Source organism: Exiguobacterium sp. s59, from assembly GCF_018617475.1.
Classification (GTDB): Bacteria; Bacillota; Bacilli; order Exiguobacteriales; family Exiguobacteriaceae; genus Exiguobacterium; species Exiguobacterium aestuarii.
In genome coordinates, this window is the sequence record NZ_JACSKG010000006.1 from 45350 (window position 1) to 70766 (window position 25417).

The following is a 25417-nucleotide window of genomic DNA, read 5'->3' on the forward strand; positions in this document are numbered from 1 at the left end:
CTGCCCTTTTTACTCTACAACTCGATCCATTTCATCATCGTTCAACTGTAAAGCTTGGATGAACACCTCATCTAGTGCGAACGGCTCCGTGTCCAGGGAGGCGAGCACTTCTGATTTCAACGTCACCTCTACGACACGATCTTCGAACTGCCATCTCGTCTGAATGTCATCCCCTTGTCTCGTTGCGCGGGTCGCCACCGGACCGTGACGTTCTTTTAAACTTTGACTCACGCACTTCATCACGTACTTGACGTACTCATCTTTCGGTTGACGCGAGATGAGGATATTACGGACGATTCGATTTCTAGTCATTGCTTTTCCTCCTTCCTTTGAATGATTGCGTACGCAAGTCTTTGCAAACGAAGACCGATTTTTCGAACTTTAAAATTCAGAATTTTTAATATATTTTGTCATGGGATTTCAATTCCGTCAACCGCGTCTCTTTTTCAATGACTTATGCGTTGTTTTTTAGCACGCTTTCCTTGAAAGTAAGTCGATAAATAAATCCCTACGATAACGAACATGAGTCCGACAATCGCGTTCCACGGAATCGTTTCGCCGAGTAAAATACCTGACAACATGACACCAAATAAGGGAACTAAGAAAATATAGAGTGAAATCCGACTGACGGGATTGTATTTCATCAACGTGTTCCACAGTGTAAACCCAATCGCCGACAGCATTGCCAAATAGAAGAGGAACGCAATCGTTTGGCCGGTGTACGGCATCGAGACTCCACTTGGGTCTAACAAGTAACCGATGACGAGTAATCCAATCGAACCTGTAACCATCGCCCAAGCTGTCATTGGAGCAACGTCATATTCTTTCGAATAATCCTTCGCAATCAAGTTCCCGAACGCACCCGACACCATCGCTAAGATTAGTAAAATCTCACCTAACCCAAAACCAAACTCCGAACCGGTTGCTGGCCAGTTTGCGATGACAATTCCAGAAAACCCAAACGTTAAGGCAAGCCCCTTCAAACGATTCAACTTATCATCTTCATAACGGATGTGGGCGAGTGCCATTTGGAAGAACGATGTCGATCCGGCGATAATCGATCCTTGTACGCCAGTCGAAATCGAGAGCCCGATATAAAAGAACAAGTATTGAAGGAACGTTAAAAAAGAACCGAGATGCGCATACGCCTTAAACTTCTTAGGCGTCAATCGAATCGATCGCTTCAACACTGTCTGACTGATAATCAGTAGAAGAACTCCGGCGAGTAAGAAACGTTCGCCTGCGAACAGTAGCTGTTGACCATATTCGTTCGACTGGATGTCCAACTTTTCATAGCTCAGTTTGATGAACGGGAACGCACTCCCCCATAACAACGTATTAAAAATCGCCAAAAACGCCACTGTCCATGGGCGCTGGAATATATTTTGCATGACACAAAAACTCCTTAATCTTTTTATTTGTGAGTCGAAGATGAGCGTGTTAAAATAAACCTAGATAATAATTATTATAAATAAACAAAACGCATCATCTAAAGGTTAAATCCATATTTTAAGCCAATTGAAGATGATAATCATCATCAATCATTATCATTTAATCGAGACTTATTCTCAATTAGAAAGAAGGGATTCTATGAACGTCCAATCGGTTACACACGAAAAAAGCCACGTATTCAAACGGGCTAGCTGGTACGAACATATCGAATTGATTATGGCGCTCATTAGCGGTGTATTGATTGTACTCGCTTATATCGCCGAAACACAAGGCGGAACTCCTTGGATTCACGTCACGCTTTACTTAACCGCCTTTCTCATCGGCGGATACGCAAAAGCGAAAGAAGGAATCACGGACACGATTGAAACAAAATCTCTGAACGTGGAACTACTCATGATTATTGCCGCCATCGGTGCCGCATCGATTGGCTATTGGATGGAAGGCGCCATTTTAATTTTCATCTTCGCCTTATCCGGTGCACTCGAGACGTATACGATGAATAAAAATGAGCGTGCACTCGAATCTTTGATGGAACTACAACCTGAACAGGCAACTCGCCTCACTGCTTCTGACGAACTTGAAGTCGTCCACATTGACGACTTGAAAGTCGGGGATCGTATCTACGTCCGCCCTGGCGAACGCATCCCGGTTGACGGACGCATTTTGAAAGGTAGCGCATCTGTGGAAGAGGCTGCAATCACAGGAGAATCTGTGCCGGTCGACCGACAAATTGGAGATGACGTGTTCGGCTCAAGCGTCAACTTAAACGGTGTGTTGACGCTTGAAGTGACAAAGCTCGCAACCGAGACGTTGTTCCAAAAAATTATTCAAATGGTTCAGCAAGCACAAGAAGAAAAATCACCTTCTGCACAATTTATCGATCGTTATGAAGGACGATACGTTCAAATTGTACTCCTATCCGTCACGGCCATCATCTTACTGGGACCGTTTTTCACGTCATGGTCTCTTGAAACGAGCATCTATCGAGGAATGATCCTTCTTGTCGTCGCATCTCCTTGTGCCCTCGTTGCCGCGATCACCCCTGCCGCACTAGCAGCAATTGCCTCATCCGCAAAACACGGAATCCTTTTTAAAGGCGGTGCGCACATCGAGAACATGGGGCGCCTGAAAGCAATCGCCTTTGATAAAACAGGAACGCTCACCATCGGGAAGCCGATCGTTCAAGAAGCGCTCATCACCCCTGTTTTACAAGAAGTCGACGTCAATCGAATCGTCAGTTTGATTGAAGAACATTCAATGCACCCTCTCGCAGAGGCCCTCGTCTCTTATACAGGAAAACATACCGGAGAGATGACGCACTTTAAAGACATCACTGGTTCCGGTATCGAGGCAACGATTGACGGAACGACGTATCGCGTCGGTAAGCAGAAGTTCGCTGACCGAAGTGGTGACTTCTTTAAAGAAGATGTGGAACGATTGAAAGAAGCCGGCCACACGCTCGTCTTTATTAGTGATGACTCTCGTACAATCGGGGCATATGCCCTCCGTGACACGTTGCGCTCCGAGGCAAAAGGTGCAATCCAACGTCTAAATGACCTTGGGATCGCGACAATCATGATTACCGGAGACAATGAGGCGACTGCCCGTGCCATCGCAAATGAGGCTGGATTGACGCGCTATATTGCCGAATGTTTACCAGAAGAGAAAGTCTCACAAATCAAGGCATTACGTGAAGAGTACGGTTCAATCGGGATGATTGGTGACGGTATTAACGACGCCCCAGCACTCGCGACCGCTGACGTTGGAATCGCCATGGGCGAAGGAACCGATGCGGCTCTTGAAACAGCCGATGTCGTCTTGATGAAAAACGACCTCATGCGCTTGAGCGACGCCATTCGCCAATCACGCAAGCTGAACCGAATCGTTCTACAAAACGTCGTCTTTGCGCTCGGTGTCATTCTCGTCCTCATCGCCACAAACATTTTCGAGTTGCTGATCATGCCGTTCGCAGTTGTCGGGCACGAAGGTTCTACTATCCTGGTCATTTTGAATGGACTTCGCCTTCTCACCTCTTCATGGGAATGACTCATTCGACAAAATGGAATCGATGATTGAAACGATATGTCGATTTCGTTATAATTGAAACAATGTGTCTAATTGACTGAAACAAATCGAAAGATTGGCTAAAGGTGGTACAAGATATGAATACGATTGCAGTCATCGGCAAAGTGTTTGTCGATATTAAAGGAACGTCTTTCGCACCGCTTCATAAAGATGCGAAAAATGTTGGCGACATCACTTTTTCCAATGGCGGAACAGGTCGAAACGTTGCTCAAAACTTAGGTGTACTCGGTAATGACGTTCGCTTCGTCTCAACTGTTACGAACGACCAGATCGGTGTCGGTGTTCTCGAAGAGTTACGTGGTTTACAAGTCAACGTCGATGGTGTCGATATGCTAGAAGACAACGGGATGGGCATGTGGCTCGCCGTCATGGATAACAATGGCGATCTACAGACTTCGATTTCAAAACAACCTGACGAAGCACGAATGGAAGAAGCCATTCTACGTCAAATCGACACGGTCTTTAAAGAGAGCGACGCTGTCGCAATCGACTTAGACTTATCGGTGAACGTCTTGAATGAAACGATTGAACTGTGCCGTGAGATGGACTTACCACTATACGGCGTGTGCGGCCACCTTTCAGTCATTGAACGGAACCGTCATCTCCTCCAAGGCTTCACCGGATTCATCTGTAGCCGGGAAGAAGCGGAGATCTTGTCCGATATGTCAATCGTCACGGTAGACGACGCGCTACGTGTCGCCGAAGTACTCGCCATGAAAGGTGCTCCGCTCACCATCGTCACGATGAGCGAGCTCGGTGCGGTTTATGTCGACCTTCGTACGAATGAACAAGGTCATGTCCCGACAACGAAAGTGAAAGTAGCCGACTCCACTGGAGCCGGTGACTCATTCTTCTCCGCTGTCATCTCGGAACTGATGAAGCAGCATCCAATCGAGGATGCACTCCGTCTTGGAATGCGTGTCGCAGGAAAAGTCATCGCGTCACACGAAAATGGGTTGACGCAAGACATGTATGATTCTTTAGAACAACCTACGCAAAAATGAGTTGGAACGCATCGGCGAATCGTCGATGCGTTTTGTGCAAAATTATAGGAGTGAAAGGAACGATTTCAGTGGTTCGAACGAAATTAAGAAGTGCGATCATTCTAATGAATGACAAAGACGAAGTCGCTTTGATTCGTCGCGAAAAAGAAGACGTCTTGTATTATGTATTCCCCGGGGGCGGAGTCGAATACGGCCATACGACTGAAGAAACGGCCGTCCGTGAAGCGTATGAAGAACTCGGCGTTCACGTCGAGCTAGAAGGAGTTGCTGCCTACGTCGCCTTTAATAATGAGTTGAACCCTTACTATTGGGCGAAGATGACAGGCGGCAAATTCGGTACCGGAACGGGCGAAGAGTTTCAAGAAGAACAGACAAACGGATCGTATACCCCGATGTGGATCAAGCGATCGGCGTTACCTCATCTTCCGGTCCGCCCCCCATCACTCGCTGAAAAACTTGCCTCAAATGAGACTCGCTTTTACGATTTGACGTTAGCCGAGGATTAATCATGTGTATCCTCGACCGAATTCGGGAAATGTTTTTCTAACGATCGAGTCAGGAGGGTTTCATGATGGCAATGACAGAAGTAAAGGAAAAAAAGAATTGGTTCGGGTTTGGAAAAGAGTTATTCCGTCGTTTTAAAGAGCATGACGTACAAGATTACGGGGCCACACTCGCATTTTTTTGGTTTTTATCGATTTTCCCCGGCATCATCTTCATTTTGGCACTCTTATCATTTTTTGATATCTCACAAGATTCATTCCAAAATCAATTAAATGATTTGGCACCAGGATCCGCCGCTTCCGAATTTTTGACGAGTATTTTTGACGCAATCGGGGAGCCACGGGGCGGTCTCTTATCACTCGGTGCGATTTTAGCCATTTGGTCCGCCGCAAAAGGGGTCGACCGCCTCATCACGACTTCCCTACACGCGTATGGCGAGGACAATGAACGTAATTTCTTTGTCAAAAAAGGATTGGCGCTTGGAATGACGATTTTACTCGGAATCGGGATGTTACTCCTCATTATCTCAAACGTGTTCGGGGCGCAAATCATCTCATTCGTCACCGAATATCTACCCGTAAATATTACCGGGGCCGAGGAGATGATGATCAACGTCTTCCGTTACGTTCTGACAACAGTCGTGCTGATTTTGACGCTTTCGATTTTTTATAAAGTATCACCACAACAACATGTATTCTGGAAAAGTACGATTCCCGGAGCCATCTTCGGTGTGATTGGATGGCAGCTTGTTTCCTTCGGGTTCAGTCTATACGTCTCGAACTTCGGAAGTTACGATTCTACTTATGGATCGCTCGGTGGGATCATCGTCACGTTGCTCTGGTTACAACTGACCGGAATGATCATTTTAATCGGATCTGAAATTAACGCGACGTGGATGCGTTTCTTTAAAACGCCAAGCGAACAAGAATATGAACGTGATTTTAAGAAGAACAAAAAGAAAGCGAAACAAAAACAAGAAGAGGATGACTATAAAGACATCCCGACGAATACGTATGGGTAATGTTAAAAGGAGCGCGTTCAAGTTGAACGCGCTCCTTTCTTATGCTTCTACCGGGTCAAGACGCCCCGTCGCCGGGTCAATCACGAATCCATGCACGTTCGTGCCTGGTGGTAACAATGGATGATTGTTAATCAGGTTAATCGAATGAACGACGTTCTCTTCGACCGAATCAAAACCATGAAGCCATTGCTCCAAATCCATCCCTGACGACTTCAATGTCTTCAATGTCTGAGGATCAATCCCCCGTCTTTCCATCTCTTCAATCACGACGGACGGTTCAATCGCCGCCATCCCACAATCGTAATGACCGACCACGACAACTTCTTCCGCGCCTAATGCATAAAGCGCCACTAAAATCGAACGCATGGCTGAACCGAATGGATGCGACAAGACGGCACCCGCATTTTTGATGATTTTAGCGTCTCCGTTTTTAAGTCCTAGCGCTTGAGGTAACAGTTCCGTCAAACGTGTGTCCATACACGTTAAAATCACAATTTTCTTATCTGGAAATTTATCAGATACGAACGGTTCGTACTGTTTTTCCTCTACGAAACGTTTATTGAATTCAAGCATTTCTTTTACGACTGACACGTTAACGCCTCCCCTTTTCTCACATCACAAATCTTGAAACAATTAGTCCGACGACCATCCATGCCCCGAACAACGTATTCACTTTTGCCGTCATCGCCATCGCAGACATCAATGCGGCCGGTTCTGCTTTTTGCCAAAACCGTTGAATCGCCTGAACCATCACTGGCACGGTGAGGAGCGATAACAAGACCCATGGTGTGACTCCATAATACATCACGGCGACGATGATGCCGACTAATGCGGCGACAAAGAATGCTGCGAGCACATACACCGCACGTCGATGTCCGACTAGGCAAGCAATCGTTTTTCGGCCGTTCTCTTTATCGTTATCAAGGTCACGAATATTGTTCGCAAGTAAAATCGCTCCAATTAGCAACGCCATTGGGAACGATACGAGCAATAGCTCCGTCGTCACCGTATTGATTTGGATGTAGCCAGCAATTCCAATGATGACATACCCCATGAATAGACCGGCGACAATTTCACCAAACGGCGTATACGCAATCGGTAACGGTCCTCCGGTATATAAGTATCCAACGAGCATAGATAGTGCACCGACCCAAAGCAAATGCCAACTCGTAGACGCTGCGATGTAAAGTCCAAGCATTGCTGAGACAGCATACATGCCTAGGGCGATTGAAAGGATCTGTTTCGGCGTAAATCCGTCACGCACGATTGACCCACCAATCCCAATCGACCCTTCATGGTCTAGCCCACGCTTATAATCATAATACTCGTTAAATAAGTTCGTCGCGATTTGAATGAGGACTGACGCGACCAGCATCGCAAGAAAGAGCCCCCATTTCAGTTCGGTTTGATCGAGGACGATGAACGTCCCGAGCAAGACCGGAATAAAGCTTGCTGTCAGGGTATGCGGGCGAATCATTCGCCAATATGCCCCTTTTGATTTCTGTTTCATTTCGTTCCCTCCCTTCGTTAGTTTACGTCTCGATGAAAAAATCTGTCAACGCCAGCCGTCCATCTCACATCCCTTACAATTTCTCGAGCATTTCATAGGCAGGTGGATTGCGAACTCATGATACACTAAAGAGTGAGAATTCTATCGGATTGAGGAGGCTTTTCTTTTATGCCAGATACTCAAACACATATAAAACAACGAATCGAGCAAGCCCATAAACGGGCGCGAGCTTGGCAACGGCCTGTCCTCGCATCATATACATGGGAAATTTCTGCGTTCGATGCGTTTCAAATCATTCAAAACACGGATACGTCCCACTATTATTTCATGACACCAGACCGGACGCTTGAAATGCTCGGTTGCGGAGATGCGCTCGTTTTGAGTGCTTCTGGAACAGAACGATTTCAGCGGCTCCAGTATGACTGGAGCCTCCACCGGCGAGATGTCGATGCAACCATTCATGCGTTTGCCGGCTTTTCGTTCGATACTTTCATGCGACCACAAAAGAGTATGTGGGATGCCTTTGGGGAGGCATCACTCGTCGTCCCAAAATTTTTATACCGTCGTTATAAAGACCGACATACACTGACAGTCGCGACGCTCGTCTCTTCAAAACAATCGGTGGAACAGTATTTGATTCAATTGGCTGACCAATTGGCTCAATTCAGCTCACTTCACCCTACAGAAGAATCGACACCGACCTATTCGAAAGTAAAAGATGGCGTGGACCACTTTAAATCGAGTTTCCAACAGGCGAAGCAGTTAATTGAGGAAGAGCGCGTCGAAAAAATCGTCATCGCACGAGAAGAAATTTATCAACGTTCCGACGACGCATTCCCTTTCGCGAAAAGCTTAAAGCATTTGGCGGACCATCAAGAGTCGAGTTATATCTACTTATATCAACCAAAACGTGACGTCGGATTCTTTGGAGCGACGCCTGAGCGACTGATTCAAAAAGAAGGCATGCAGCTGAACACGGCTGCCATCGCCGGAACGACCAAACGTCCTAAAACTGAGATTGAAGCAGAACTCGCGAAAGAACAGCTACTGAATGATACGAAAAATCGTGAAGAGCATCAAATTGTTGTAAAAGACATTAAGCAAGCTTTGACACCATACACTGCACCGATTCATACGAGCGAGACACCACAAATTTTAGCGAATCGTTCGGTATTCCATCTGCATACGCCTATCCAAGCGACACTCGAAACGAACGCTTCCTTGATGTCGTTAGCGGAGTCCTTACACCCAACACCAGCACTCGGCGGCTCACCGAAGCGGACATCGGTCCGATTGCTTCGTGAAATCGAGCGTTTCGACCGCGGATGGTACGGTTCTCCATTTGGTTGGGTCGACAACGAAGGTGATGGCGAGTTTGTCGTCGCCATTCGCTCGGCACTCGTTCAACATCAATTCGTTGCACTCTATGCAGGATGTGGCATCGTCAAAGACTCTGCACTCGAGCAAGAACTCGAAGAAACCGAAATGAAAATGAGTCCAATCAAACAAGCTTTGCAGTTTGATTCGCACGATTAAGGAGGCACCCCACATGAATAAGATGTTGACCGACTGGGTAGCATCCATGGTGAATCGACTTGTTGAATCTGGCGTGACAGACGTGGTTATCAGTCCAGGTTCTCGTTCGACCCCACTCGCGATGGCGGCTTATTTGCATCCGCAAATTCGTCACCACATCATTGTCGACGAGCGCTCCGCCGCATTTTACGCCCTCGGTTTGACGCGTTCGACGGACACCATTCGTCCTGTCGCACTCATCTGCACGAGCGGGACGGCTGCGACAAACTATTATTCTGCCGTGACAGAAGCATTCATTTCGCAGTTGCCACTCATCGTCTTAACGACCGATCGCCCACATGAACTCCGGAATGTCGGGGCACCTCAAGCGATTAATCAAGTCCGGTTATACGGTGAACAAGTAAAGATGAGTCTCGACTTGCCCGTACCCGAAGAAGCAACGCTTTCATTCATGCAACAGACGGTGACTCGGTTCACGAACCTCGCCATGCAGGCCCCGATTGGACCGGTTCACTTGAATGTTCCATTCCGAGAACCGTTACTTCCAGACCTTGAACAGTTAAAGCGACTTCTGAAAGGTGAACCGACTAAACCGGAAAGACAGAGCATTCGCCCAACACGTGCCGACCGAGAACTCTTTTCGGAACGAACGAATCACAAACAACTCGCTTTCGTTGTCGGACCTTACACTCCGGTTACATGGCAGAACACCATTTACGAATTTGCGATCGAACGCAATATTCCGATATTTGCCGATCCACTCAGTGGGATGCGTCGCTTCGACGGCGTGTTAACGAACTATGACACGTGGCTCGCAAGCGAGTACCGCACTGACTGGTTACCTGAGGTGTTCATCCGCTTCGGTGCCGCACCCGTCTCAAAACGGTTCAATCAATGGATATCGACGACGGAACAACTCGTGATTGAAGAGCCAGGCTCTTATCGCGATCCGAGTAGCCGCGCGACCATCTGTTACGGAGACGCACTCGACTTTTTACCACTCATTGAATCGATCAATGAACCGCGCTACGTCGAACGACTACGCTTCTTCGAAGATGTCGCAGAGTCGGCAAAACCTTCACTTCAAGGCGAAGCCGAATTGACGAAACGACTACTCGATACGTCAATCGAACGTCTTTTCGTTAGCAACAGTATGCCGATTCGTGATGTCGATACGTCATTATCAGCCGGAACAGCCGTACAAGTTCTCGCCAATCGAGGCGCAAACGGGATTGACGGCGTCCTATCGAGCGCACTCGGCAGCTGTTACGATACGTCTCACGCCGCTCTATTGATTGGCGATTTGGCATTCTACCACGATAGCAACGCCTTACAACTGTTGAAGGGACACCCTGAAAAGTTTTCAGTCGTGATTTCGAATAATAACGGCGGAGGGATTTTCTCATTCTTACCTCAAGCTTCCATCGATGCCCAACTATTCGAAGACTTGTTCGGAACACCGCTCGATTTAAACATTCGTGGATTTGCTGAGACATACGGGTTGTCCTATCGTTTGATTGAACGACCGGATGAGATTCAAAAAGCGATTGAAGATGGCATTCACTTGATTGAGTTCCCATCGAATCGTGAGCAAAACGTGGCGATCCACCGAGAGTGGACGCAGTCTGTCTGCGCTCGCCTCATCACGGAGAATGAAGCATGAACATCGGCTTGCGAGGGATCCAGTATGAGGTGAGCGTTCGAGGGGCAGGAAGACCGGTGTTGTTCTTACACGGGTTCACGGGAAATGCCCATTGGATTGATTCGCTACCCGCGATGCCAGTCCGACACGTGTCACCTTCCCTTCTTCAACACGCCGCAACTGAACATCCTACCGTCAATCGGTCGACGATGAGTCAACAAATCAAAGATTTGTCATGCTTACTCGATTTGGACGAACGCCCTTGGACGGTCGTCGGTTATTCACTCGGCGGGCGAATTGGATTGACACTCGCCGCATGTGACAAGCGCGTCGAACATGTCATCGGAATCAGCACGACACCTGGTCTTCGCTTTTCAAGAGAGCGGGCAACTCGTCGACGTCAAGACGAAGAACTTGCCCGATTCATCGAAACCGAAGGACTCGCCACATTCGTCAAGAGATGGGAGAACCTTCCGCTTTGGCGACAGACGGAGGACATGAAGCGTTCACTCAGGGAGGATCGACTTGCACAACACCCCACTGCGCTTGCGAACAGTTTGCGGGCGATTGGAACAGGTCACATGCCTTCGCTATGGGGCGCACTGCACCACCTCCCTCGCATCGACTTGATTGTCGGAGCAGAAGATTCTAAGTTCAAAGCAATTGCAAAAGACATGCAGCAAGAACGGTCCGATATTAAAATCTATGAAATTTCAGATGCTGGGCATGCTCCTCATATCGAGAATGCACCAGAGTTTGGTACAATAATAAAGAAATTGATTTTAGGGGGTATTTAAAATGGAATCAGTAGCGAACTGGACATCGGTCCGTACGTATGAAGACATTAAATATGAAACATGGAATGGGATTGCTAAAATCACCATCAACCGCCCAGAGGTACGCAACGCGTTCCGTCCGTTGACGGTTAATGAATTGATCGATGCATTCGCTCGTGCACGCGATGATAAAGAAGTCGGCGTCATCATCTTGACGGGTGAAGGCGAAAAGGCATTCTGTTCAGGCGGAGACCAAAAAGTTCGTGGTCATGGCGGATACGTTGGAGAAGATGAAATCCCACGCTTGAACGTCCTCGACCTTCAACGCCTCATTCGCGTCATTCCAAAACCGGTCATCGCAATGGTCGCAGGATTTGCAATCGGCGGTGGACATGTCCTTCACGTCGTATGTGACTTGACGATCGCAGCGGACAACGCTCGCTTTGGACAAACAGGTCCTAAAGTCGGTTCGTTCGATGCAGGATATGGTTCTGGTTACTTAGCTCGCATCATCGGTCATAAGAAAGCTCGTGAAATCTGGTACCTTTGCCGTCAGTACGATGCACAAGAAGCACTCGAGATGGGACTCGTCAACACGGTCGTACCACTCGAACAACTCGAAGCAGAAACAGTCAAGTGGTGCCAAGAAATCTTACAACATTCACCGACTGCGCTTCGTTTCTTGAAAGCAGCGATGAACGCGGATACAGACGGTCTTGCTGGACTTCAGCAACTCGCTGGAGACGCAACGCTTCTCTACTACACGACAGATGAAGCGAAAGAAGGACGCGACGCGTTCAAAGAAAAACGTGACCCTGACTTCGGTCAATTCCCACGTTTCCCTTAATTTTTTTGAGAGAGTAGCGAATCCGCTACTCTTTTTTTGGAGGTTGATGACATGCTTGAATGGATTACTAAACACCCGGCATCACAAATCGCACTCGTGACAAACGAGGCAAAACTAACATGGGGAGTATTGCGTACAGAGAGTCTGAAACTTGCCCAATATATTCACGAACAGGATTCTACTGCCGAACGGATTGGCATATTCGCTAAAAACAGTAAAGACTATGTCATCGCCGTCCATGCAGTGCATCTACTCGGCAAAGTGCTCGTTCCGTTCAACACACGCTTGACCGAAGAAGAAGTACGCATTCAGTTGAAGACAGCAAAAGTCGACTTGCTTCTCATCGATCACAAGATCGATTTGCCCATCACACAACTTCTGATGACATGTCGGGCTAGTTCATGTTTTACCGGGACACATGAGTGGAAAGAAAATGAAACCATGTCCCTCATGTTCACATCCGGTACAACGGGGCGGGCCAAAGCCGTACAACAAACATATGGAAATCATCTCGCAAGCGCACGTGCCGCTGAAGCACATTTGGACTATCGCTCATCCGACCGCATGCTCACGGTGACGCCTCTCTTCCATATGAGCGGGCTTTCTCAAGTGTATCGGAGTGCAATCATCGGTTCGACGCTTTACGTCGAGCCCCGTTTCGATGTCGAACGAACTCTTCATTTAATTGAAACAGAAGGCATTACACAGCTGTCACTCGTCTCCATCATGCTTCAGCGACTACTTGATGCCGGACTTGAAAAACATCACCTTCGTACGTTACTCGTCGGAGGCGGACCGGTCCCCCGCCCGTTATTAGAAGAAGCAGAGCGACGACAGTTACCGATTGCTCAAACATACGGGATGACCGAGACGTGCTCTCAAGTTGCCACATTGCTTCCGAGCGAGGCGCTCTCGCATATCGGTTCGAGTGGTCGAGCCATCGCTCCGACCGTGATCCGAATCAGTCAGGACGGGGAAATTGAGGTAAAAGGGCCGACTGTGACGAGTGGATATTTCGAACAACCTGAATCAGACAACTGGACACCCGACGGTTATTGGAAAACAGGTGATCTCGGAACGATGCGGGACGGGTATTTGTATGTACACGACCGCAGAAGCGACCTCATTATTTCCGGTGGCGAAAATGTATACCCCGCTGAAATTGAGGCGGCCATGTTGCGATGTGCAGGTGTTCAAGATGTCGGTGTCACGAAACAAGCACACCCGACTTGGGGAGAAGTCCCGCTCGCCTTTGTCGTCGGTTCATATGATCCAACTGAGATGCAGGGGATTCTCGATTCTCAGCTAGCCAAATACAAACATCCGATTGCAATTTTTCATGTTCCCGACCTCCCCCGAAATGCGAACGGAAAACTAATGCGCCATCGCTTAAAGGAGCTACTGCCATGATCAAACGTGCTGACCTTTCCATCGTCCCTTTGACATTTAAACACCCAATCGTAACGGCACATGCCGTGTTATCCGTAAGAAGAACACTCATCCTTCGCCTAGAGACCATAGACGGGGTCATCGGTTACGGCGAAGGTGTCGCCTTCGAGACACCTTGGTACACGGAAGAAACGACCCAATCTATGATCGATACGTCAAAACTAATTCTCAATTTATTAAAAGGGATGACGGTCACGACGGACGTATTCCCAACACTCGTCTCCTCGATTATCGGTCAACGGATGGCGAAAGCGATGTGGGAAAGTGCCTTATGGGAGATTGAAGCAGCCCGCGCGAACATGTCACTAAAAAACTATATAAAAGCGGGAGACACCGTTTCCTGCGGTAGAACGATTGGGATTGGATTACTCCATCAGACGATGAACTCGATTGAAGCAGCGCTAGCCGACGGTTTCGAACGAATTAAATTGAAAGCTTCCCCACACGAACTGTTACCTGCACTACGCGAGATTCGTGCCATCTTCCCGGACGCACCACTCATGATTGACTTAAACGGAAGTGCCACCACTCAATCCATAGAATGGTTCGAACAAATTGATTCTCATCGGTTATTGATGATTGAACAGCCATACCCGAGCGGTCAGTTCGTCAAATCAGCAGCTCTCCAACGAAAGCTGACAACACCGATTTGTCTCGACGAGTCGATTACGTCTCACAACGATGTGGAGACGATGACGCAACTCGGTGCGGGTAAAATCGTCAACATTAAACCTGCACGTGTCGGTGGCTTAAGTGAAGCGTTAACGATTCGAGAACACGGGACCCCATACTGGGTCGGTGGGATGTATGAGTCAGGGATTGGAAGGTATCATACGCTCTTATTCGCCTCGCTAAGCGGTGCGAGCTTCCCGGCGGATATGTCGGGCACGAGCGCTTATTTCGAGCAAGATTTGCTCGATACGCCGCTTGAAGTCGAGAACGGGAAATTGACCCTCCCAGATACGGTACAGCCGGATTGGCGTGTGATTGAACAACTGAGAGAAACAAACATCTCGCTAACTTAGGTGTTATGTAAAGGAGTCGTTATGAAAAAAATCGGGATGTTGGGCGGTATGAGTTGGGAGTCTTCACTCGAGTATTACCGCATCATGAACGAAGAAGTAAAATCCATATTAGGTGGGACTCACTCTGCAAATTGTCTACTGCACTCGTTTGATTTTCACAGGATTGAACGATTACAGCATGAAGGAAATTGGGATGAATTGACGCGTGTCATGATTCATGAAGCCCTCAACCTGAAAAGGGCAGGCGCTGAACTCATTGTGATTTGTACGAACACGATGCATCTTGTGGCGGATTCCATTGAAGCCGCTACTTCTCTGCCCGTCCTGCATATCGCAGACGTCACGGGACATGCTATCAAACAGGAAAGTCTTAAGAGGGTCGCACTACTCGGTACACGATTCACGATGGAAAGTTCATTCTATCGCGATTTGTTGAAAGAACGGTATGAGATTGAATTAATGATTCCAAATGAAGAAGATCGACAACGCATACACGACATCATTTATGATGAGCTGATTTTTGGAATCACAACAGATGAAAGCCGCCTAATCTACACACGTATCATTGAATCGTTGCAGGTTGCTGGCGCAGAAGGTGTCATTCTCGGATGTACAGAAATCCCTCTGTTGATCCAGCAACAACATGTTTCCATCCCACTCTTTGATACAACGTATATTCACGCGACAGCAGCCGTGCGCAAAGCTCTCGAACAACAATGAATACAGAAAAGGTGCGGTTCACAAGAACCACACCTTTTTCTCAACGGAATGACCCCGTTAACACTTCATATCCATCTTCTGTGACGATAACCGTATGCTCGAACTGTGAGACGAGGCTCTTGTTCGGTGTGAAGAGTGTCCAGCCATCCTCTTCAGACTGATAGACGATTTCGTCTTTCGTCGAGATGAATGTTTCGACCGCAATCACTTGTCCAGCTTTTAAGAGTTGATTCTCTTCGCGGCTGTAGTAGTTTGAAATCGTCTCTGGCTCTCCGTGTAACGTCCGACCGAGTCCGTGTCCGGCCAAGTTACGGATGACCGTGAATCCATTCTTTCTCGCGTCCGAATAAATGGCTTTCCCGATCTGGTTGACTTTCACGCCCGCTTTCACTTTGCCGAGTCCGGCTTCTAGTGATGTCAACGATACCTCCACCAAACGTTCGTGCTGAGGTGATTTCGCTGTCCCAGCAATGACCGTACGACCCGTGTCCGCATAGTAGCCATCCTTCACAGCAGAGACGTCGACGTTTACGATATCTCCCTCTTGAATGACCTCGTCCCCAGGAATCCCGTGGGCAGCGACGTCATTGAGCGAAATACATGTGTATCCTGGAAATTCGTACATCGTGATGGGTGCAGAAGCCGCACCTTCCTCTTCTAAAATACGTTGCCCAATCGCATCTAATTCCTTTGTCGTCATGCCCGGTTTGACGGCTTTCGCCATCTCGTCTCGTGCAAGTGCGACGATTCGACCGATTTCGCGTAGCGCATCGTAATCATAATCTAACATCATCATTCTTCCTTTCAGTCTAGTAATCGATTCTGGTATAAATATTCTTCGGATATGTCGGCGAATAAGAACATGCCGTCGGGTAGTGGATAACTGAACGTCCGCGTCACTTCGTTTGAACTGAAATCACGGTAGTCACCCGATAAATAGCCACGTCCCCGAACATCCATCGCCGCCATCGTCTGAATGAAATATGGTCGGAAACTCCAGTTATAGCCTCGATACGTGTTATCAACACGCCATTCTCCGTTCACACAGTAGACGTTCGCACTCGTCTGAAAACCTGTCTTATCCGTCAAATAATAACGGACAAACACTTCCTCGAGCTTTGGCGCGATGTATTGAATCCATTCATCTTTCTTGTCTTTCGACCATTTCCCAGATTGAACGAGTTCTCCGATTCGACGATGTAACTCAAATTCAAGTTCATACAGACGGTTCAATCGCTTCTGGTCATGCAAAAAGAATGAAGGCACTTCTTGCGCTAAAACACCCATCCCTTTGATTTCTCGTTGTGGAAGCTCGTCTTCCAACCCAAGTAGACCACCCATATAATAACGACCGCCGTGTTGCCAAGCGTACCGAAGCTGTCCGATGTGGTTAATTGATTTATAAAGAAGCGGCGCGCCAAGCTTCGACGCAATATATTCCATCGTCTGAAGCATGTTCGGATATGTGACCGACAACGTCTTCTTCTCGACCATCGTTCCAAGATCGACGAGCAATAATTCTGGCGCGAGCGTCATAATGTCCTCGATACTTGTCGATTCCGCAAAGTCTAGCGCGATTTTCAGCCCATACGATCGATAGTACTGAATGACACGCGATAGGCGAGGAACATCCACTAGGTCCGTCCCTTGAAGCGTCACATAAATGCGATGTAACGGGAAGTTCAATTCGCGAAGCGGGGTCAAAAAAGCCTCTCCCCCTTCTTCGAGAATCCATTCGGATCGACATCTGAACGTGACGAATGATTTAACATCCCGAAGTTGTTCTGCTGCCAATTGCTCCATTCGTTGGGCGATGTCTAACTGATACTCGAGTGGAACGTCTTCATCATAAAAAAACGGTGTCAACGATTCGCCTCGGAATCGCCCATGTACCATATATCCTTCTACTTGAAACGTCGCCGCTCCAAGGATTGGTTCATACGTCACCATCACTTCCTCGGGATGGACCATCACTTCTACCGCATCCATAACTCATCACCTCTTCGTTAAATGCGAAAACGAGCTACAATCAGCTCGTTCGCGTGTGTACATACATATAGGCACCGAAACAAGCAATAAAATAGGCGATACTCATTACGCCATATGCAATGCCCATCTTTCCGCCTACTCCAATGGCTAACACTAAAAAAATCATCGCTCCAAATAACAATGTCGCCACGGGGATATAACGAAAGTTAGGACGGTCTGTCTTCGACACGATTGGTTTAAGTGCAAGCACACAACCAAGCAGCACAAGGAGACCGAAACTTAATTCCACCATCCGTTGACACCTCATCCTTCTATCTCTACTCAACTAGTGTAGCACGACACAATAAAAAAAGCCGCAAATCCACTTAAGGAAATGCGGCATTTCACGATGATTAGTCACGTGGACGGCGTGGACCACGGTCATCCGAGCGACGACGATCGTCACCACGGAATGATCCTTTACGGTCTCCGCTACGTCCATCACGACGTTCGCCACCGCGTCCACCACGACGATCGCCTCCACGGCCACCGCCACCACCGCGACGGTCGTTACGACCACGGTATCCACCGCGATCACCACCACGACCACCTTGGCGTTTCACACGAACCGGTTCAGCGTATGAGATTTCAACTGGTGTTGAATCTGGCTCTTTCGTCAATCCGCGAAGGGCAGCAGCGAGAATTTCAACTGCTTCGTACTCTTCAAGAAGTTCTGTCGCAAGTTGCGTGTAAGCTTTGAAGTCGCCCGCTTGAACGCGTTCGATCAACTCTTCAGCTGCTTGCTTTTGGTTTCCTTCAAGTACTTCTGCGATTGTCGGTACGTGACGACGGTTCATCTTTTTGTTCGTTACGCGTTCGATTGCCTTCACTTGTCCGAATTCACGTGGCGTGATGAACGTGAGGGCTGTACCTGTCTTACCAGCACGACCTGTACGACCGATACGGTGTACGTAGCTCTCTGGGTCTTGTGGTACATCGAAGTTGTAAACGTGCGTAACACCTGAAATATCAAGTCCACGTGCAGCAACGTCAGTCGCTACCAAGATATCGATCGTTCCGTTTTTGAAACGACGAATGACTTGGTCACGTTTTGATTGCGTCAAGTCTCCGTGAAGACCGTCTGCAGTGTATCCACGTTTGATGAGTGCTTCTGTCACTTCATCAACACGTTTCTTCGTACGAGCGAAGATGATGCTGAGTTCAGGTGAATCGATGTCAATCAAACGGCAAAGCGTATCGAATTTTTGACCTTCACGCAATTCGAGGAATTGCTGGTTGATGTTTTCAACAGTCATCTCTTTCGCTTTTACTTTGATGATTGTCGGCGATTTCATGAAACGCTCTGCAATCTTTTTGATTTGTGGTGGCATCGTTGCCGAGAAAAGAAGCGTTTGGCGTGCTTCAGGAAGACCTGCCAAGATCGTTTCGATATCTTCAACGAAGCCCATGTTGAGCATTTCGTCTGCTTCATCCAAGATGACTGTTTGAATGTCATCAAGTTTGATTGTTTTACGCTTCATGTGGTCCATGAGACGTCCTGGTGTTGCAACAACGATTTGTGGGTTCTTTTTCAAACCACGGATTTGACGGTCGATTTGCTGACCACCATAAACAGGAAGTGCGTAAACGCGCTTTGTTTCTCCGATTTTGTTTAATTCTTCTGCAACTTGAATCGCAAGTTCACGTGTCGGTGCAAGAACGAGTGCTTGGACTTGACGCGCCTTTGAATCGATTCGCTCAATTGTCGGAATACCGAAAGCTGCTGTTTTCCCTGTACCTGTTTGTGCTTGTCCTAATACGTCCACTCCTGTGAGTGCGACAGGAATTGTCTCAGCTTGGATCGGTGTAGCTTCCTCGAAGCCCATTTTGTGTACACCTTTTACTAACGCTTCACTTAATTGTAAGTCTTGAAATTTTGTCAAATTATATTCTCCTTTGTTCATACAAAAAACGTCTGAGTTCAGTTTGACAGATCTACAGACGTTTTCTCAATGTTTCCTCATAGTCAACTTTATTAACTATAACGTATTTATTCCTAAAATGAAAGAAATACATTTTCAAACTTTTTCATGTCACCCGAACATGAGTTATCTTATTTCAATTTGTAGCCGTTGTCGAGCTTTTCAACTTGCTTTTCTTTTAGTAGTTTTCCGAGCGCCCGTTTAAACGCGGCTTTGCTCATCCCGAACTCACGGTCGATCACGTCAGGGGCTGTTTTGTCACCGTACGGCATTTGCCCTCCACGTTCCTCGATATAAGAGAGGACGCTCGCCGCATCGCCGTCAATCGCCTCATAGGCACGAGGTTTCATCGAAACAAGAACCGTTCCGTCTTGTTTCACTTGTGTCACACGGACCGTCAATTGTTCACCAAGTCGCGGCCAACGTGTCATTTCTGCTTCATGTAAGAAGCCGAGTGATTCTCCTTCGACCCATACGTTGACGCCGACTTCACGTTTATTGACGACAGTCGCTTGAACATCTTGATTGTTCCACTCTTCCTTTGACGGACGTGCCAACAAGTTCAAATACGCGTAAGGCGCCGGGTCTCCGAGTAAGCGCCCTTTTTGGTCATACTTCAAACGAATGCACAATTGATCTCCCGTTTGTGGCCAATACGACCGATTCTCTGGTAAATCGTCCATTGAGACGAGCACATCTTTTTGAATCCCGATATTGACGAAAACACCTGTGTTGTATCGAACGCCTGTTACTTCACACCATTCATACTCATCGAAAGAGACCGTTGGAATCGTCATCGTTGATGCGAGACGCCCTTCTGAGTCATGATATAAAAAGACACGAACCGTTTGACCGACTGTCACTTCTTCCGTTTGTTCCTTTCGATGAAGGAGCACCTCTTCGCGACCGTTACTAATGAATACTCCAAAATCAGCAGAACGTTCCGCGACCAAGTCTACTACTTCTCCTGCGCGCAATGCCATTACACCCACATCCTTTTCTAAGCTATTACTGTCAGTATACCTATCTACACACGTTCCTAATCATATCATGTTCTCTTTCAACATTTTGCATAAATGTGACGAAAATGTGAACGCGGCGCAGAAAGGGAAAAACGTCACAACAAATGGAAACGAGTTGATTTATTAAAATTTTGTGACAATTTTGTGAACGTCTTTTTTTCTTCTAGTATCCTATTTTTGAAAACGTTATTATATAGGAAGTGTCCAGTAGAAATAAGGTTTCATTTAGGATTGATCGGGGGATAATAAATGTTTGATATACAGTCTCGTTCGTTTGCAAAACGATTTACAAAAGGGCTACTCGTCGCCTTTTTCGCATTACTTGCCTCACTCAGCTTCATTTTCTCAAACGGTGTGGATACGAACGTATCGTCATCATCGACTTATATGACTCAAGAGTAAACGTCTTCCGTCCAACTGGAGGCGTTTTTTTCTTTGTCAAACACAAACAGGAATTTCCTACAAAAGGTCGAATACGATTAAAAGACCTTGCCTTTTTCTTTCCTAACCACTTAAGAAAAGGAGACTCCGCTATGATTTTCTATTTTCTTACGACCATCTTATCAACTGCAGGCCTCGCCTTTTTGTTCCAGTCTGAACTGTACAAAGATCCAATCGGAACATTTCTATTTGCTGTCTTGATTGCGATGGGCCTGTCTTCCTTTAAGCAACTCTTCATGCAAGCGAGCGAGTTCTTTGTGGAAAGACGGAACCAGAAACGAATCAAACGTGTCGTGGCCAGAATGCACTCCACGACTCGGAAGCGCTCTACATAACGCTCGTCTTCCCACTCCACATTTGGTATCCTATGAAGGAACAGACAACGTACATTGGATTTATAATCGCAGGAGGCACACAATCGTATGAATGAAATTCCGTTATCGAATGAATGGCTACTTCGTTATTCACCCGTCATGGAGCTTTGGTTGAAGGAAGATGGGATCTTGCTCGTCGATGATGACAATCGCATCCGTCTCACCCTTGAAATCGGGAACGATCAAGCCATGCAAATTAAGAGTATTGAACAAGACGGCGCTTATTTCGTCGTCGATCCTGTGAATAAACGCATTACGTTCGAACTTGAGGAAGAGGAAGAAGAGAGCGATTCTCGCTTTTGGGAATAAGGATTCATGCCGAAGGGTCGGATTCTCGTCAAGAGAAGAAGACTCTTTCTTGTTGTCATTATGAGAGGAGAAAATAAAATGATTCGAACAGCAGTATGGTTTTTCTCGTTTTTTGCGGTGCTACCGATTACCGTCCCATTTTTACAGAAGGCGAAAAAAATTGAGACGCCACAGCGCTATCGCTATGTACAAGACATCGCCTATAAATGGGCTCAATTTTTATTGAAGGTTGCCGGTGCTGACATTCGTGTCCATGGACAAGAGCAGATTCCGGATGAACCGGTCGTCTACGTATCGAACCACCAAGGGAACTTCGATGTTCCTATCATGTTGACGGCTACGAAACGACCGAAAGCATTCATCTCAAAAATTGAGGTACAAAAATTCCCGATCATCCCGCGTTGGATGGAAATGATGGGCTGTATCTTCATCGATCGTAGCGATCGTCGTCAATCAATCAAAGCGATTCGCTCTGGTGTCGAGACGATTCAGTCTGGTCAGTCGATGATTGTATTCCCGGAAGGAACACGTTCAAAAGGTGGTCCTATGAAAGAATTTAAAGCTGGAAGTCTGACGCTCGCGACGTCAAGCGGTGCGAAGATTGTTCCCGTTGCCATTCAAGGAAGCTACAAACTGTTAGAGGCTAAAAACCGAATTACCCCGGCAACGGTTGACGTCACTTTCTTACCAGCAATCGATCCGGCTGACTTACCGAATAAGGAAATCGCTGCAACAGTCGAAGCGGCCATTCGTCAACAGATTGAAGGAGATAACGCATGAGTTTATTAATGATTGAAGGCATTCATAAAGAGTTTGCCGACAAAGTATTATTTGATGACGTGACGATGACGATCCATCCAGGAGACCGCATCGGGATCATCGGTGTGAACGGTTCTGGAAAATCGACATTCATGAAAATCATCGCCGGCACCGAGACGGCAGACCGAGGAACGATGCAACATCCAAACGATTACCGCATTCGTTATTTGACCCAAACGGTCCAGTTCGACGAAGGGCAAACAATTCTTGATGCCTTGTTCACGAGTGATACACCATCCGTTCAAGCTCTTAAACAATTCGAACGTGCCCGCCAAGCGCTCGAAGCGGATCCAACGAGTGAGCAATTACTCGAACGTTTCATGAAAGCTCAACAGGCTGTCGATGCCGCAGATGCTTGGGAAACGGAAGCCAAACTGAAGTCGATTTTGAACCGTCTCGGCCTACCTGATGTGTCCGTCGATGTGAACGCCTTATCTGGAGGGCAACAAAAGCGGGTCGCTCTCGCTGCAGCGTTACTCGACGAAGCAGACTTATTGCTCTTAGATGAGCCGACGAACGAACTGGATGCCGACACGATCGCATGGCTCGAGACGATGCTTGCCGATTATCGGGGAGCTATCCTTCTCATCACCCATGACCGTTATTTCTTAAATCGCGTCACAAACCACATCTTAGAGATTGCAGACGGGACGAGTTACTTCTATAACGGAAACTATGAGCTGTTTCTTGAGAAGCGTGCCGAACGAAAAGCACGGGCACAATCGATGGAACAAAAGCGGCAAAATATTTTACGACGCGAACTCGCCTGGTTGCGTCGAGGTGCAAAAGCACGAACAACGAAACAAAAAGCACGCATTCAACGCGTTGAAGACTTAAAGCACCAAGAGAGTTTAGCCGAAGAGGAATCACTCGACGTCTCTGTTGGGTCTCGCCGTCTTGGTAAAAAAGTCATTGAGGTCGAGGATTTATCTTTCGGATACGACGACTCGCTTCTGATTCAGCAGTTCAATTGGATTTTCGGTCGCCGTGAACGCTACGGCATTGTTGGACCGAACGGGAGTGGGAAATCAACGCTCATGAACTTGCTTGCCAAACGTTTGGAACCGACGAGCGGCACGATTGTTCACGGAGAAACAGTCCATCTAGGCTATTACGGCCAGCAAGTTGAGTTTGAAGACGAATCCCGACGCGTCATTGACGAAATCGAGCGGATTGCGAAAGTGATTTATACGCCGGACGGCGAGACAATCACGGCCGGTCAAATGCTCGAACGTTTCCTTTTCTCGCCGGATGCGCAATACAAACCGATTGCGAAGCTATCTGGTGGAGAAAAACGACGTCTCGTCCTTCTGCGCATTCTTATGGACGAGCCGAACGTCTTATTCCTAGATGAACCGACAAACGATTTGGATACGGAAACGTTGTCCGTGTTAGAGGATTATCTTGAATCGTTCCCAGGTACGGTCATCGCTGTCAGCCACGATCGTTATTTCTTAGACCGTATCGCCGGGCAGTTGATTGCATTTGAAGACGGGACGATCCAGGTGTATCACGCAGAATACAGCGACTACTTGACGATGCGTCAAGAAGAGGCTCGTCAAGTGAAGAAAGAGAAAGAACCGAAAGAAAAGAAAGAACGTGCGAAGTCCGAAGTCGTCAAATTCACCTTCAAAGAACAAAAGGAGTGGGACACAATCGAGGAAGACATCGCCGCGCTTGAAGAACAGATTGAAGCGCAAGAAGCAACGCTTGCGACAGCGGGCAGCGACCTCGGTAAAGTCAATGAATTGTATGCAACGATTGCATCACTGAAAGAGACACTCGATGCGAAGATGGAACGCTGGACGTACCTATCTGAAATCGACGAACAAATTCAAGCACAGAAAAAAGGCTAACCTAAGCCTTTCAAATAAAATAAAACAGAGGTGGATTTCCGGTGCTCGTTTCGGAAATCCACCTCTTTTACATCACTTCACTTTAATGACGATTTTCCCTTTTGCGTGCCCTTCTTCTCCATAATCATGGGCCAGTTTCGTGTCTTCCAAATCAAAGACGCGGTCGATGACTGGTTTCAGGTCACCTTTTTCAACAGCTTCCGCAATTTTTTTCAAACGCTCCCCTGTCGGTTGCATGAAGACGTACTCGGCACGAGCATTCGCCTGTTCGGCTTCCTCTTCATTCGGTGCTGTTGAGATGGAGACGAGCATCCCGTTTTCTTTGAGCATTTGATATAGTTTGCTCTGTCCGTCGCCTCCCATCGTGTCAAACACGAAGTCAAGATCGCGGACGATTTCTGCCGGATTTTGCTGTTTATAGTCGATGACTTCGTCGGCTCCAAGTTTACTGACCCAATCCACGTTTGGCGTACTTGTCGACGTGACGACATACAATCCGTGTGCTTTTGCGAGTTGAATGGCTACTGTTCCGACACCACCTGAACCGGCACCGATGAAGATTCGGTCACCTGGTTTGGCATCCATCACTTCGAACATGACTTGCCATGCCGTATGTGCGACGAGTGGAAGTGACGCTGCCTCCTCGAAACTCAATGAAGCTGGTTTCTTGACGACAAGATGGGCATCGACCGCAACATATTCAGCATACGTGCCTTGTCGCGCAATATCGGGACGGCTGAACACTTCATCTCCGACCTCAAGCTCGGTTACGTTCGCCCCGACTTCTTGAATGACACCCGATACATCCCACCCGATGACGAGCGGCATCTCGTAATGGAGCATCTCTTTTAAGTATCCTTCTCGAAGTTTCCAGTCGACCGGATTGACGCTTGCGGCATGAACCTCAATCAATACGTCATCTGCACCGATTGTCGGTTGCTGCAGTTCACCTACTTTGAATTGATCCGATCCACCATACTGTTCGATATATGCTGCTTTCATTTCATCGTCCTCCTTTTAGTGAATGACTCACCTTTACTCGGTTCCCATTTTGTTTATCTCACAAACGAAAAAG

At 47.4% G+C, this 25417-nt stretch carries 26 protein-coding genes; 16 read left to right on the forward strand and 10 right to left on the reverse strand.

Annotated features, from left to right (window positions below):
• Positions 1–9 precede the first annotated feature (9 nt).
• Positions 10–312 (reverse strand): hypothetical protein, encoded by a 303-nt coding sequence (locus KNO91_RS12355; protein WP_214790540.1) that lies wholly within the window; start codon positions 310–312, stop codon positions 10–12.
• 134 nt (positions 313–446) lie between these two features.
• Positions 447–1391, reverse strand: coding sequence for a DMT family transporter (locus KNO91_RS12360; RefSeq protein WP_214790542.1), 945 nt, complete (start codon positions 1389–1391; stop codon positions 447–449).
• A gap of 199 nt (positions 1392–1590) precedes the next feature.
• Here KNO91_RS12360 and KNO91_RS12365 point away from each other — a divergent pair, with 199 nt between their 5' ends.
• The 4 genes from KNO91_RS12365 to KNO91_RS12380 all read left to right on the forward strand — a co-directional run bounded on the left by KNO91_RS12365 (position 1591) and on the right by KNO91_RS12380 (position 6066).
• Positions 1591–3498: a heavy metal translocating P-type ATPase gene (locus tag KNO91_RS12365; RefSeq protein ID WP_214818217.1), complete on the forward strand. Its 1908-nt coding sequence runs from the start codon at positions 1591–1593 to the stop codon at positions 3496–3498.
• A 116-nt stretch (positions 3499–3614) separates the two neighbouring features.
• Positions 3615–4541, forward strand: coding sequence for a carbohydrate kinase family protein (locus KNO91_RS12370; RefSeq protein ID WP_214790546.1), 927 nt, complete (start codon positions 3615–3617; stop codon positions 4539–4541).
• Between the two features lie 68 nt (positions 4542–4609).
• On the forward strand, positions 4610–5047 hold the full coding sequence (locus KNO91_RS12375; protein WP_214818219.1) for an NUDIX hydrolase: 438 nt from the start codon (positions 4610–4612) through the stop codon (positions 5045–5047).
• A gap of 65 nt (positions 5048–5112) precedes the next feature.
• Positions 5113–6066, forward strand: a complete 954-nt coding sequence (locus tag KNO91_RS12380) for a YihY/virulence factor BrkB family protein (protein ID WP_214790550.1) — start codon at positions 5113–5115, stop codon at positions 6064–6066.
• A 39-nt stretch (positions 6067–6105) separates the two neighbouring features.
• Here KNO91_RS12380 and KNO91_RS12385 read toward each other — a convergent pair whose 3' ends face one another.
• Together KNO91_RS12385 and KNO91_RS12390 are read right to left on the reverse strand one after the other, a co-directional pair.
• Positions 6106–6639 carry a beta-class carbonic anhydrase gene (locus KNO91_RS12385; RefSeq protein ID WP_074033130.1) on the reverse strand — a complete coding sequence of 178 codons (534 nt, stop codon included), beginning with the start codon at positions 6637–6639 and terminating at the stop codon, positions 6106–6108.
• A gap of 37 nt (positions 6640–6676) precedes the next feature.
• Positions 6677–7576: a 1,4-dihydroxy-2-naphthoate polyprenyltransferase gene (locus tag KNO91_RS12390; protein ID WP_214818222.1), complete on the reverse strand. Its 900-nt coding sequence runs from the start codon at positions 7574–7576 to the stop codon at positions 6677–6679.
• A 168-nt stretch (positions 7577–7744) separates the two neighbouring features.
• Between KNO91_RS12390 and KNO91_RS12395 the strand changes: the two genes are divergently transcribed.
• The 7 genes from KNO91_RS12395 to KNO91_RS12425 are packed head-to-tail and all read left to right on the forward strand — an operon-like array spanning position 7745 to position 15571.
• Positions 7745–9112: an isochorismate synthase gene (locus tag KNO91_RS12395; protein ID WP_214790554.1), complete on the forward strand. Its 1368-nt coding sequence runs from the start codon at positions 7745–7747 to the stop codon at positions 9110–9112.
• A gap of 13 nt (positions 9113–9125) precedes the next feature.
• The gene (gene menD / locus KNO91_RS12400; RefSeq protein WP_214818226.1) at positions 9126–10775 is read left to right on the forward strand and encodes a 2-succinyl-5-enolpyruvyl-6-hydroxy-3-cyclohexene-1-carboxylic-acid synthase; all 1650 of its coding nucleotides are present in this window, start codon (positions 9126–9128) and stop codon (positions 10773–10775) included.
• A complete protein-coding gene (locus tag KNO91_RS12405; RefSeq protein ID WP_214818229.1) occupies positions 10772–11551 on the forward strand; it encodes an alpha/beta fold hydrolase in 780 nt (259 codons plus the stop codon). The genes menD and KNO91_RS12405 overlap by 4 nt, the downstream gene beginning before the upstream one ends.
• Position 11552: 1 nt before the next feature.
• On the forward strand, positions 11553–12377 hold the full coding sequence (gene menB, locus KNO91_RS12410; RefSeq protein ID WP_026826750.1) for a 1,4-dihydroxy-2-naphthoyl-CoA synthase: 825 nt from the start codon (positions 11553–11555) through the stop codon (positions 12375–12377).
• A gap of 51 nt (positions 12378–12428) precedes the next feature.
• Positions 12429–13787, forward strand: a complete 1359-nt coding sequence (gene menE, locus KNO91_RS12415; RefSeq protein WP_214818232.1) for an o-succinylbenzoate--CoA ligase — start codon at positions 12429–12431, stop codon at positions 13785–13787.
• The gene (menC, locus tag KNO91_RS12420) at positions 13784–14851 is read left to right on the forward strand and encodes an o-succinylbenzoate synthase (protein ID WP_214818234.1); all 1068 of its coding nucleotides are present in this window, start codon (positions 13784–13786) and stop codon (positions 14849–14851) included. Before menE ends, menC begins: the two co-directional genes overlap by 4 nt.
• A gap of 21 nt (positions 14852–14872) precedes the next feature.
• A complete protein-coding gene (locus tag KNO91_RS12425) occupies positions 14873–15571 on the forward strand; it encodes an aspartate/glutamate racemase family protein (RefSeq protein WP_214818236.1) in 699 nt (232 codons plus the stop codon).
• A 40-nt stretch (positions 15572–15611) separates the two neighbouring features.
• On the opposite strand, the gene map is transcribed toward KNO91_RS12425, so the two are convergent.
• The 5 genes from map to KNO91_RS12450 all read right to left on the reverse strand — a co-directional run bounded on the left by map (position 15612) and on the right by KNO91_RS12450 (position 20504).
• Positions 15612–16361, reverse strand: a complete 750-nt coding sequence (gene map, locus KNO91_RS12430) for a type I methionyl aminopeptidase (RefSeq protein ID WP_214796414.1) — start codon at positions 16359–16361, stop codon at positions 15612–15614.
• Positions 16362–16375: 14 nt separating this feature from the next.
• The gene (locus tag KNO91_RS12435) at positions 16376–17560 is read right to left on the reverse strand and encodes an EAL-associated domain-containing protein (protein ID WP_214790567.1); all 1185 of its coding nucleotides are present in this window, start codon (positions 17558–17560) and stop codon (positions 16376–16378) included.
• A 40-nt stretch (positions 17561–17600) separates the two neighbouring features.
• Complete coding sequence (locus KNO91_RS12440) at positions 17601–17852, reverse strand: hypothetical protein (protein ID WP_214747211.1); 252 nt, start codon at positions 17850–17852, stop codon at positions 17601–17603.
• Positions 17853–17952: 100 nt separating this feature from the next.
• The gene (gene cshA / locus KNO91_RS12445; protein ID WP_251126649.1) at positions 17953–19482 is read right to left on the reverse strand and encodes a degradosome RNA helicase CshA; all 1530 of its coding nucleotides are present in this window, start codon (positions 19480–19482) and stop codon (positions 17953–17955) included.
• 170 nt (positions 19483–19652) lie between these two features.
• Positions 19653–20504, reverse strand: a complete 852-nt coding sequence (locus KNO91_RS12450) for a CvfB family protein (protein ID WP_214696385.1) — start codon at positions 20502–20504, stop codon at positions 19653–19655.
• A 288-nt stretch (positions 20505–20792) separates the two neighbouring features.
• On the opposite strand from KNO91_RS12450, the gene KNO91_RS12455 reads away from it, so the two are divergent.
• The 5 genes from KNO91_RS12455 (at position 20793) to KNO91_RS12475 (ending at position 24342) form a co-directional block, all read left to right on the forward strand.
• Positions 20793–20945, forward strand: a complete 153-nt coding sequence (locus KNO91_RS12455) for a hypothetical protein (RefSeq protein WP_015880844.1) — start codon at positions 20793–20795, stop codon at positions 20943–20945.
• A gap of 131 nt (positions 20946–21076) precedes the next feature.
• A complete protein-coding gene (locus KNO91_RS12460) occupies positions 21077–21319 on the forward strand; it encodes a hypothetical protein (protein ID WP_074033069.1) in 243 nt (80 codons plus the stop codon).
• Positions 21320–21406: 87 nt separating this feature from the next.
• Positions 21407–21667: a hypothetical protein gene (locus KNO91_RS12465; RefSeq protein WP_026826759.1), complete on the forward strand. Its 261-nt coding sequence runs from the start codon at positions 21407–21409 to the stop codon at positions 21665–21667.
• Positions 21668–21745: 78 nt separating this feature from the next.
• Positions 21746–22447, forward strand: coding sequence for a lysophospholipid acyltransferase family protein (locus KNO91_RS12470; RefSeq protein ID WP_214790571.1), 702 nt, complete (start codon positions 21746–21748; stop codon positions 22445–22447).
• Complete coding sequence (locus KNO91_RS12475) at positions 22444–24342, forward strand: ABC-F family ATP-binding cassette domain-containing protein (protein ID WP_214818238.1); 1899 nt, start codon at positions 22444–22446, stop codon at positions 24340–24342. The genes KNO91_RS12470 and KNO91_RS12475 overlap by 4 nt, the downstream gene beginning before the upstream one ends.
• Before the next feature lie 72 nt (positions 24343–24414).
• Here KNO91_RS12475 and KNO91_RS12480 read toward each other — a convergent pair whose 3' ends face one another.
• On the reverse strand, positions 24415–25344 hold the full coding sequence (locus KNO91_RS12480; protein WP_214818240.1) for an NADP-dependent oxidoreductase: 930 nt from the start codon (positions 25342–25344) through the stop codon (positions 24415–24417).
• Positions 25345–25417 lie beyond the last annotated feature (73 nt).

Bases quoted from the DNA above. Each gene is read 5' to 3' on its own strand.
- KNO91_RS12355 (WP_214790540.1), bottom strand. From the start codon at position 312: ATGACTAGAAATCGAATCGTCCGTAATATCCTCATCTCGCGTCAACCG.
- KNO91_RS12360 (WP_214790542.1), bottom strand. From the start codon at position 1,391: ATGCAAAATATATTCCAGCGCCCATGGACAGTGGCGTTTTTGGCGATT.
- KNO91_RS12365 (WP_214818217.1), top strand. From the start codon at position 1,591: ATGAACGTCCAATCGGTTACACACGAAAAAAGCCACGTATTCAAACGG.
- KNO91_RS12370 (WP_214790546.1), top strand. From the start codon at position 3,615: ATGAATACGATTGCAGTCATCGGCAAAGTGTTTGTCGATATTAAAGGA.
- KNO91_RS12380 (WP_214790550.1), top strand. From the start codon at position 5,113: ATGGCAATGACAGAAGTAAAGGAAAAAAAGAATTGGTTCGGGTTTGGA.
- KNO91_RS12385 (WP_074033130.1), bottom strand. From the start codon at position 6,639: ATGCTTGAATTCAATAAACGTTTCGTAGAGGAAAAACAGTACGAACCG.
- KNO91_RS12390 (WP_214818222.1), bottom strand. From the start codon at position 7,576: ATGAAACAGAAATCAAAAGGGGCATATTGGCGAATGATTCGCCCGCAT.
- KNO91_RS12395 (WP_214790554.1), top strand. From the start codon at position 7,745: ATGCCAGATACTCAAACACATATAAAACAACGAATCGAGCAAGCCCAT.
- menD (WP_214818226.1), top strand. From the start codon at position 9,126: ATGAATAAGATGTTGACCGACTGGGTAGCATCCATGGTGAATCGACTT.
- KNO91_RS12405 (WP_214818229.1), top strand. From the start codon at position 10,772: ATGAACATCGGCTTGCGAGGGATCCAGTATGAGGTGAGCGTTCGAGGG.
- menB (WP_026826750.1), top strand. From the start codon at position 11,553: ATGGAATCAGTAGCGAACTGGACATCGGTCCGTACGTATGAAGACATT.
- menE (WP_214818232.1), top strand. From the start codon at position 12,429: ATGCTTGAATGGATTACTAAACACCCGGCATCACAAATCGCACTCGTG.
- menC (WP_214818234.1), top strand. From the start codon at position 13,784: ATGATCAAACGTGCTGACCTTTCCATCGTCCCTTTGACATTTAAACAC.
- KNO91_RS12425 (WP_214818236.1), top strand. From the start codon at position 14,873: ATGAAAAAAATCGGGATGTTGGGCGGTATGAGTTGGGAGTCTTCACTC.
- map (WP_214796414.1), bottom strand. From the start codon at position 16,361: ATGTTAGATTATGATTACGATGCGCTACGCGAAATCGGTCGAATCGTC.
- KNO91_RS12435 (WP_214790567.1), bottom strand. From the start codon at position 17,560: ATGGATGCGGTAGAAGTGATGGTCCATCCCGAGGAAGTGATGGTGACG.
- KNO91_RS12440 (WP_214747211.1), bottom strand. From the start codon at position 17,852: ATGGTGGAATTAAGTTTCGGTCTCCTTGTGCTGCTTGGTTGTGTGCTT.
- KNO91_RS12450 (WP_214696385.1), bottom strand. From the start codon at position 20,504: ATGGCATTGCGCGCAGGAGAAGTAGTAGACTTGGTCGCGGAACGTTCT.
- KNO91_RS12455 (WP_015880844.1), top strand. From the start codon at position 20,793: ATGTTTGATATACAGTCTCGTTCGTTTGCAAAACGATTTACAAAAGGG.
- KNO91_RS12460 (WP_074033069.1), top strand. From the start codon at position 21,077: ATGATTTTCTATTTTCTTACGACCATCTTATCAACTGCAGGCCTCGCC.
- KNO91_RS12465 (WP_026826759.1), top strand. From the start codon at position 21,407: ATGAATGAAATTCCGTTATCGAATGAATGGCTACTTCGTTATTCACCC.
- KNO91_RS12470 (WP_214790571.1), top strand. From the start codon at position 21,746: ATGATTCGAACAGCAGTATGGTTTTTCTCGTTTTTTGCGGTGCTACCG.
- KNO91_RS12475 (WP_214818238.1), top strand. From the start codon at position 22,444: ATGAGTTTATTAATGATTGAAGGCATTCATAAAGAGTTTGCCGACAAA.
- KNO91_RS12480 (WP_214818240.1), bottom strand. From the start codon at position 25,344: ATGAAAGCAGCATATATCGAACAGTATGGTGGATCGGATCAATTCAAA.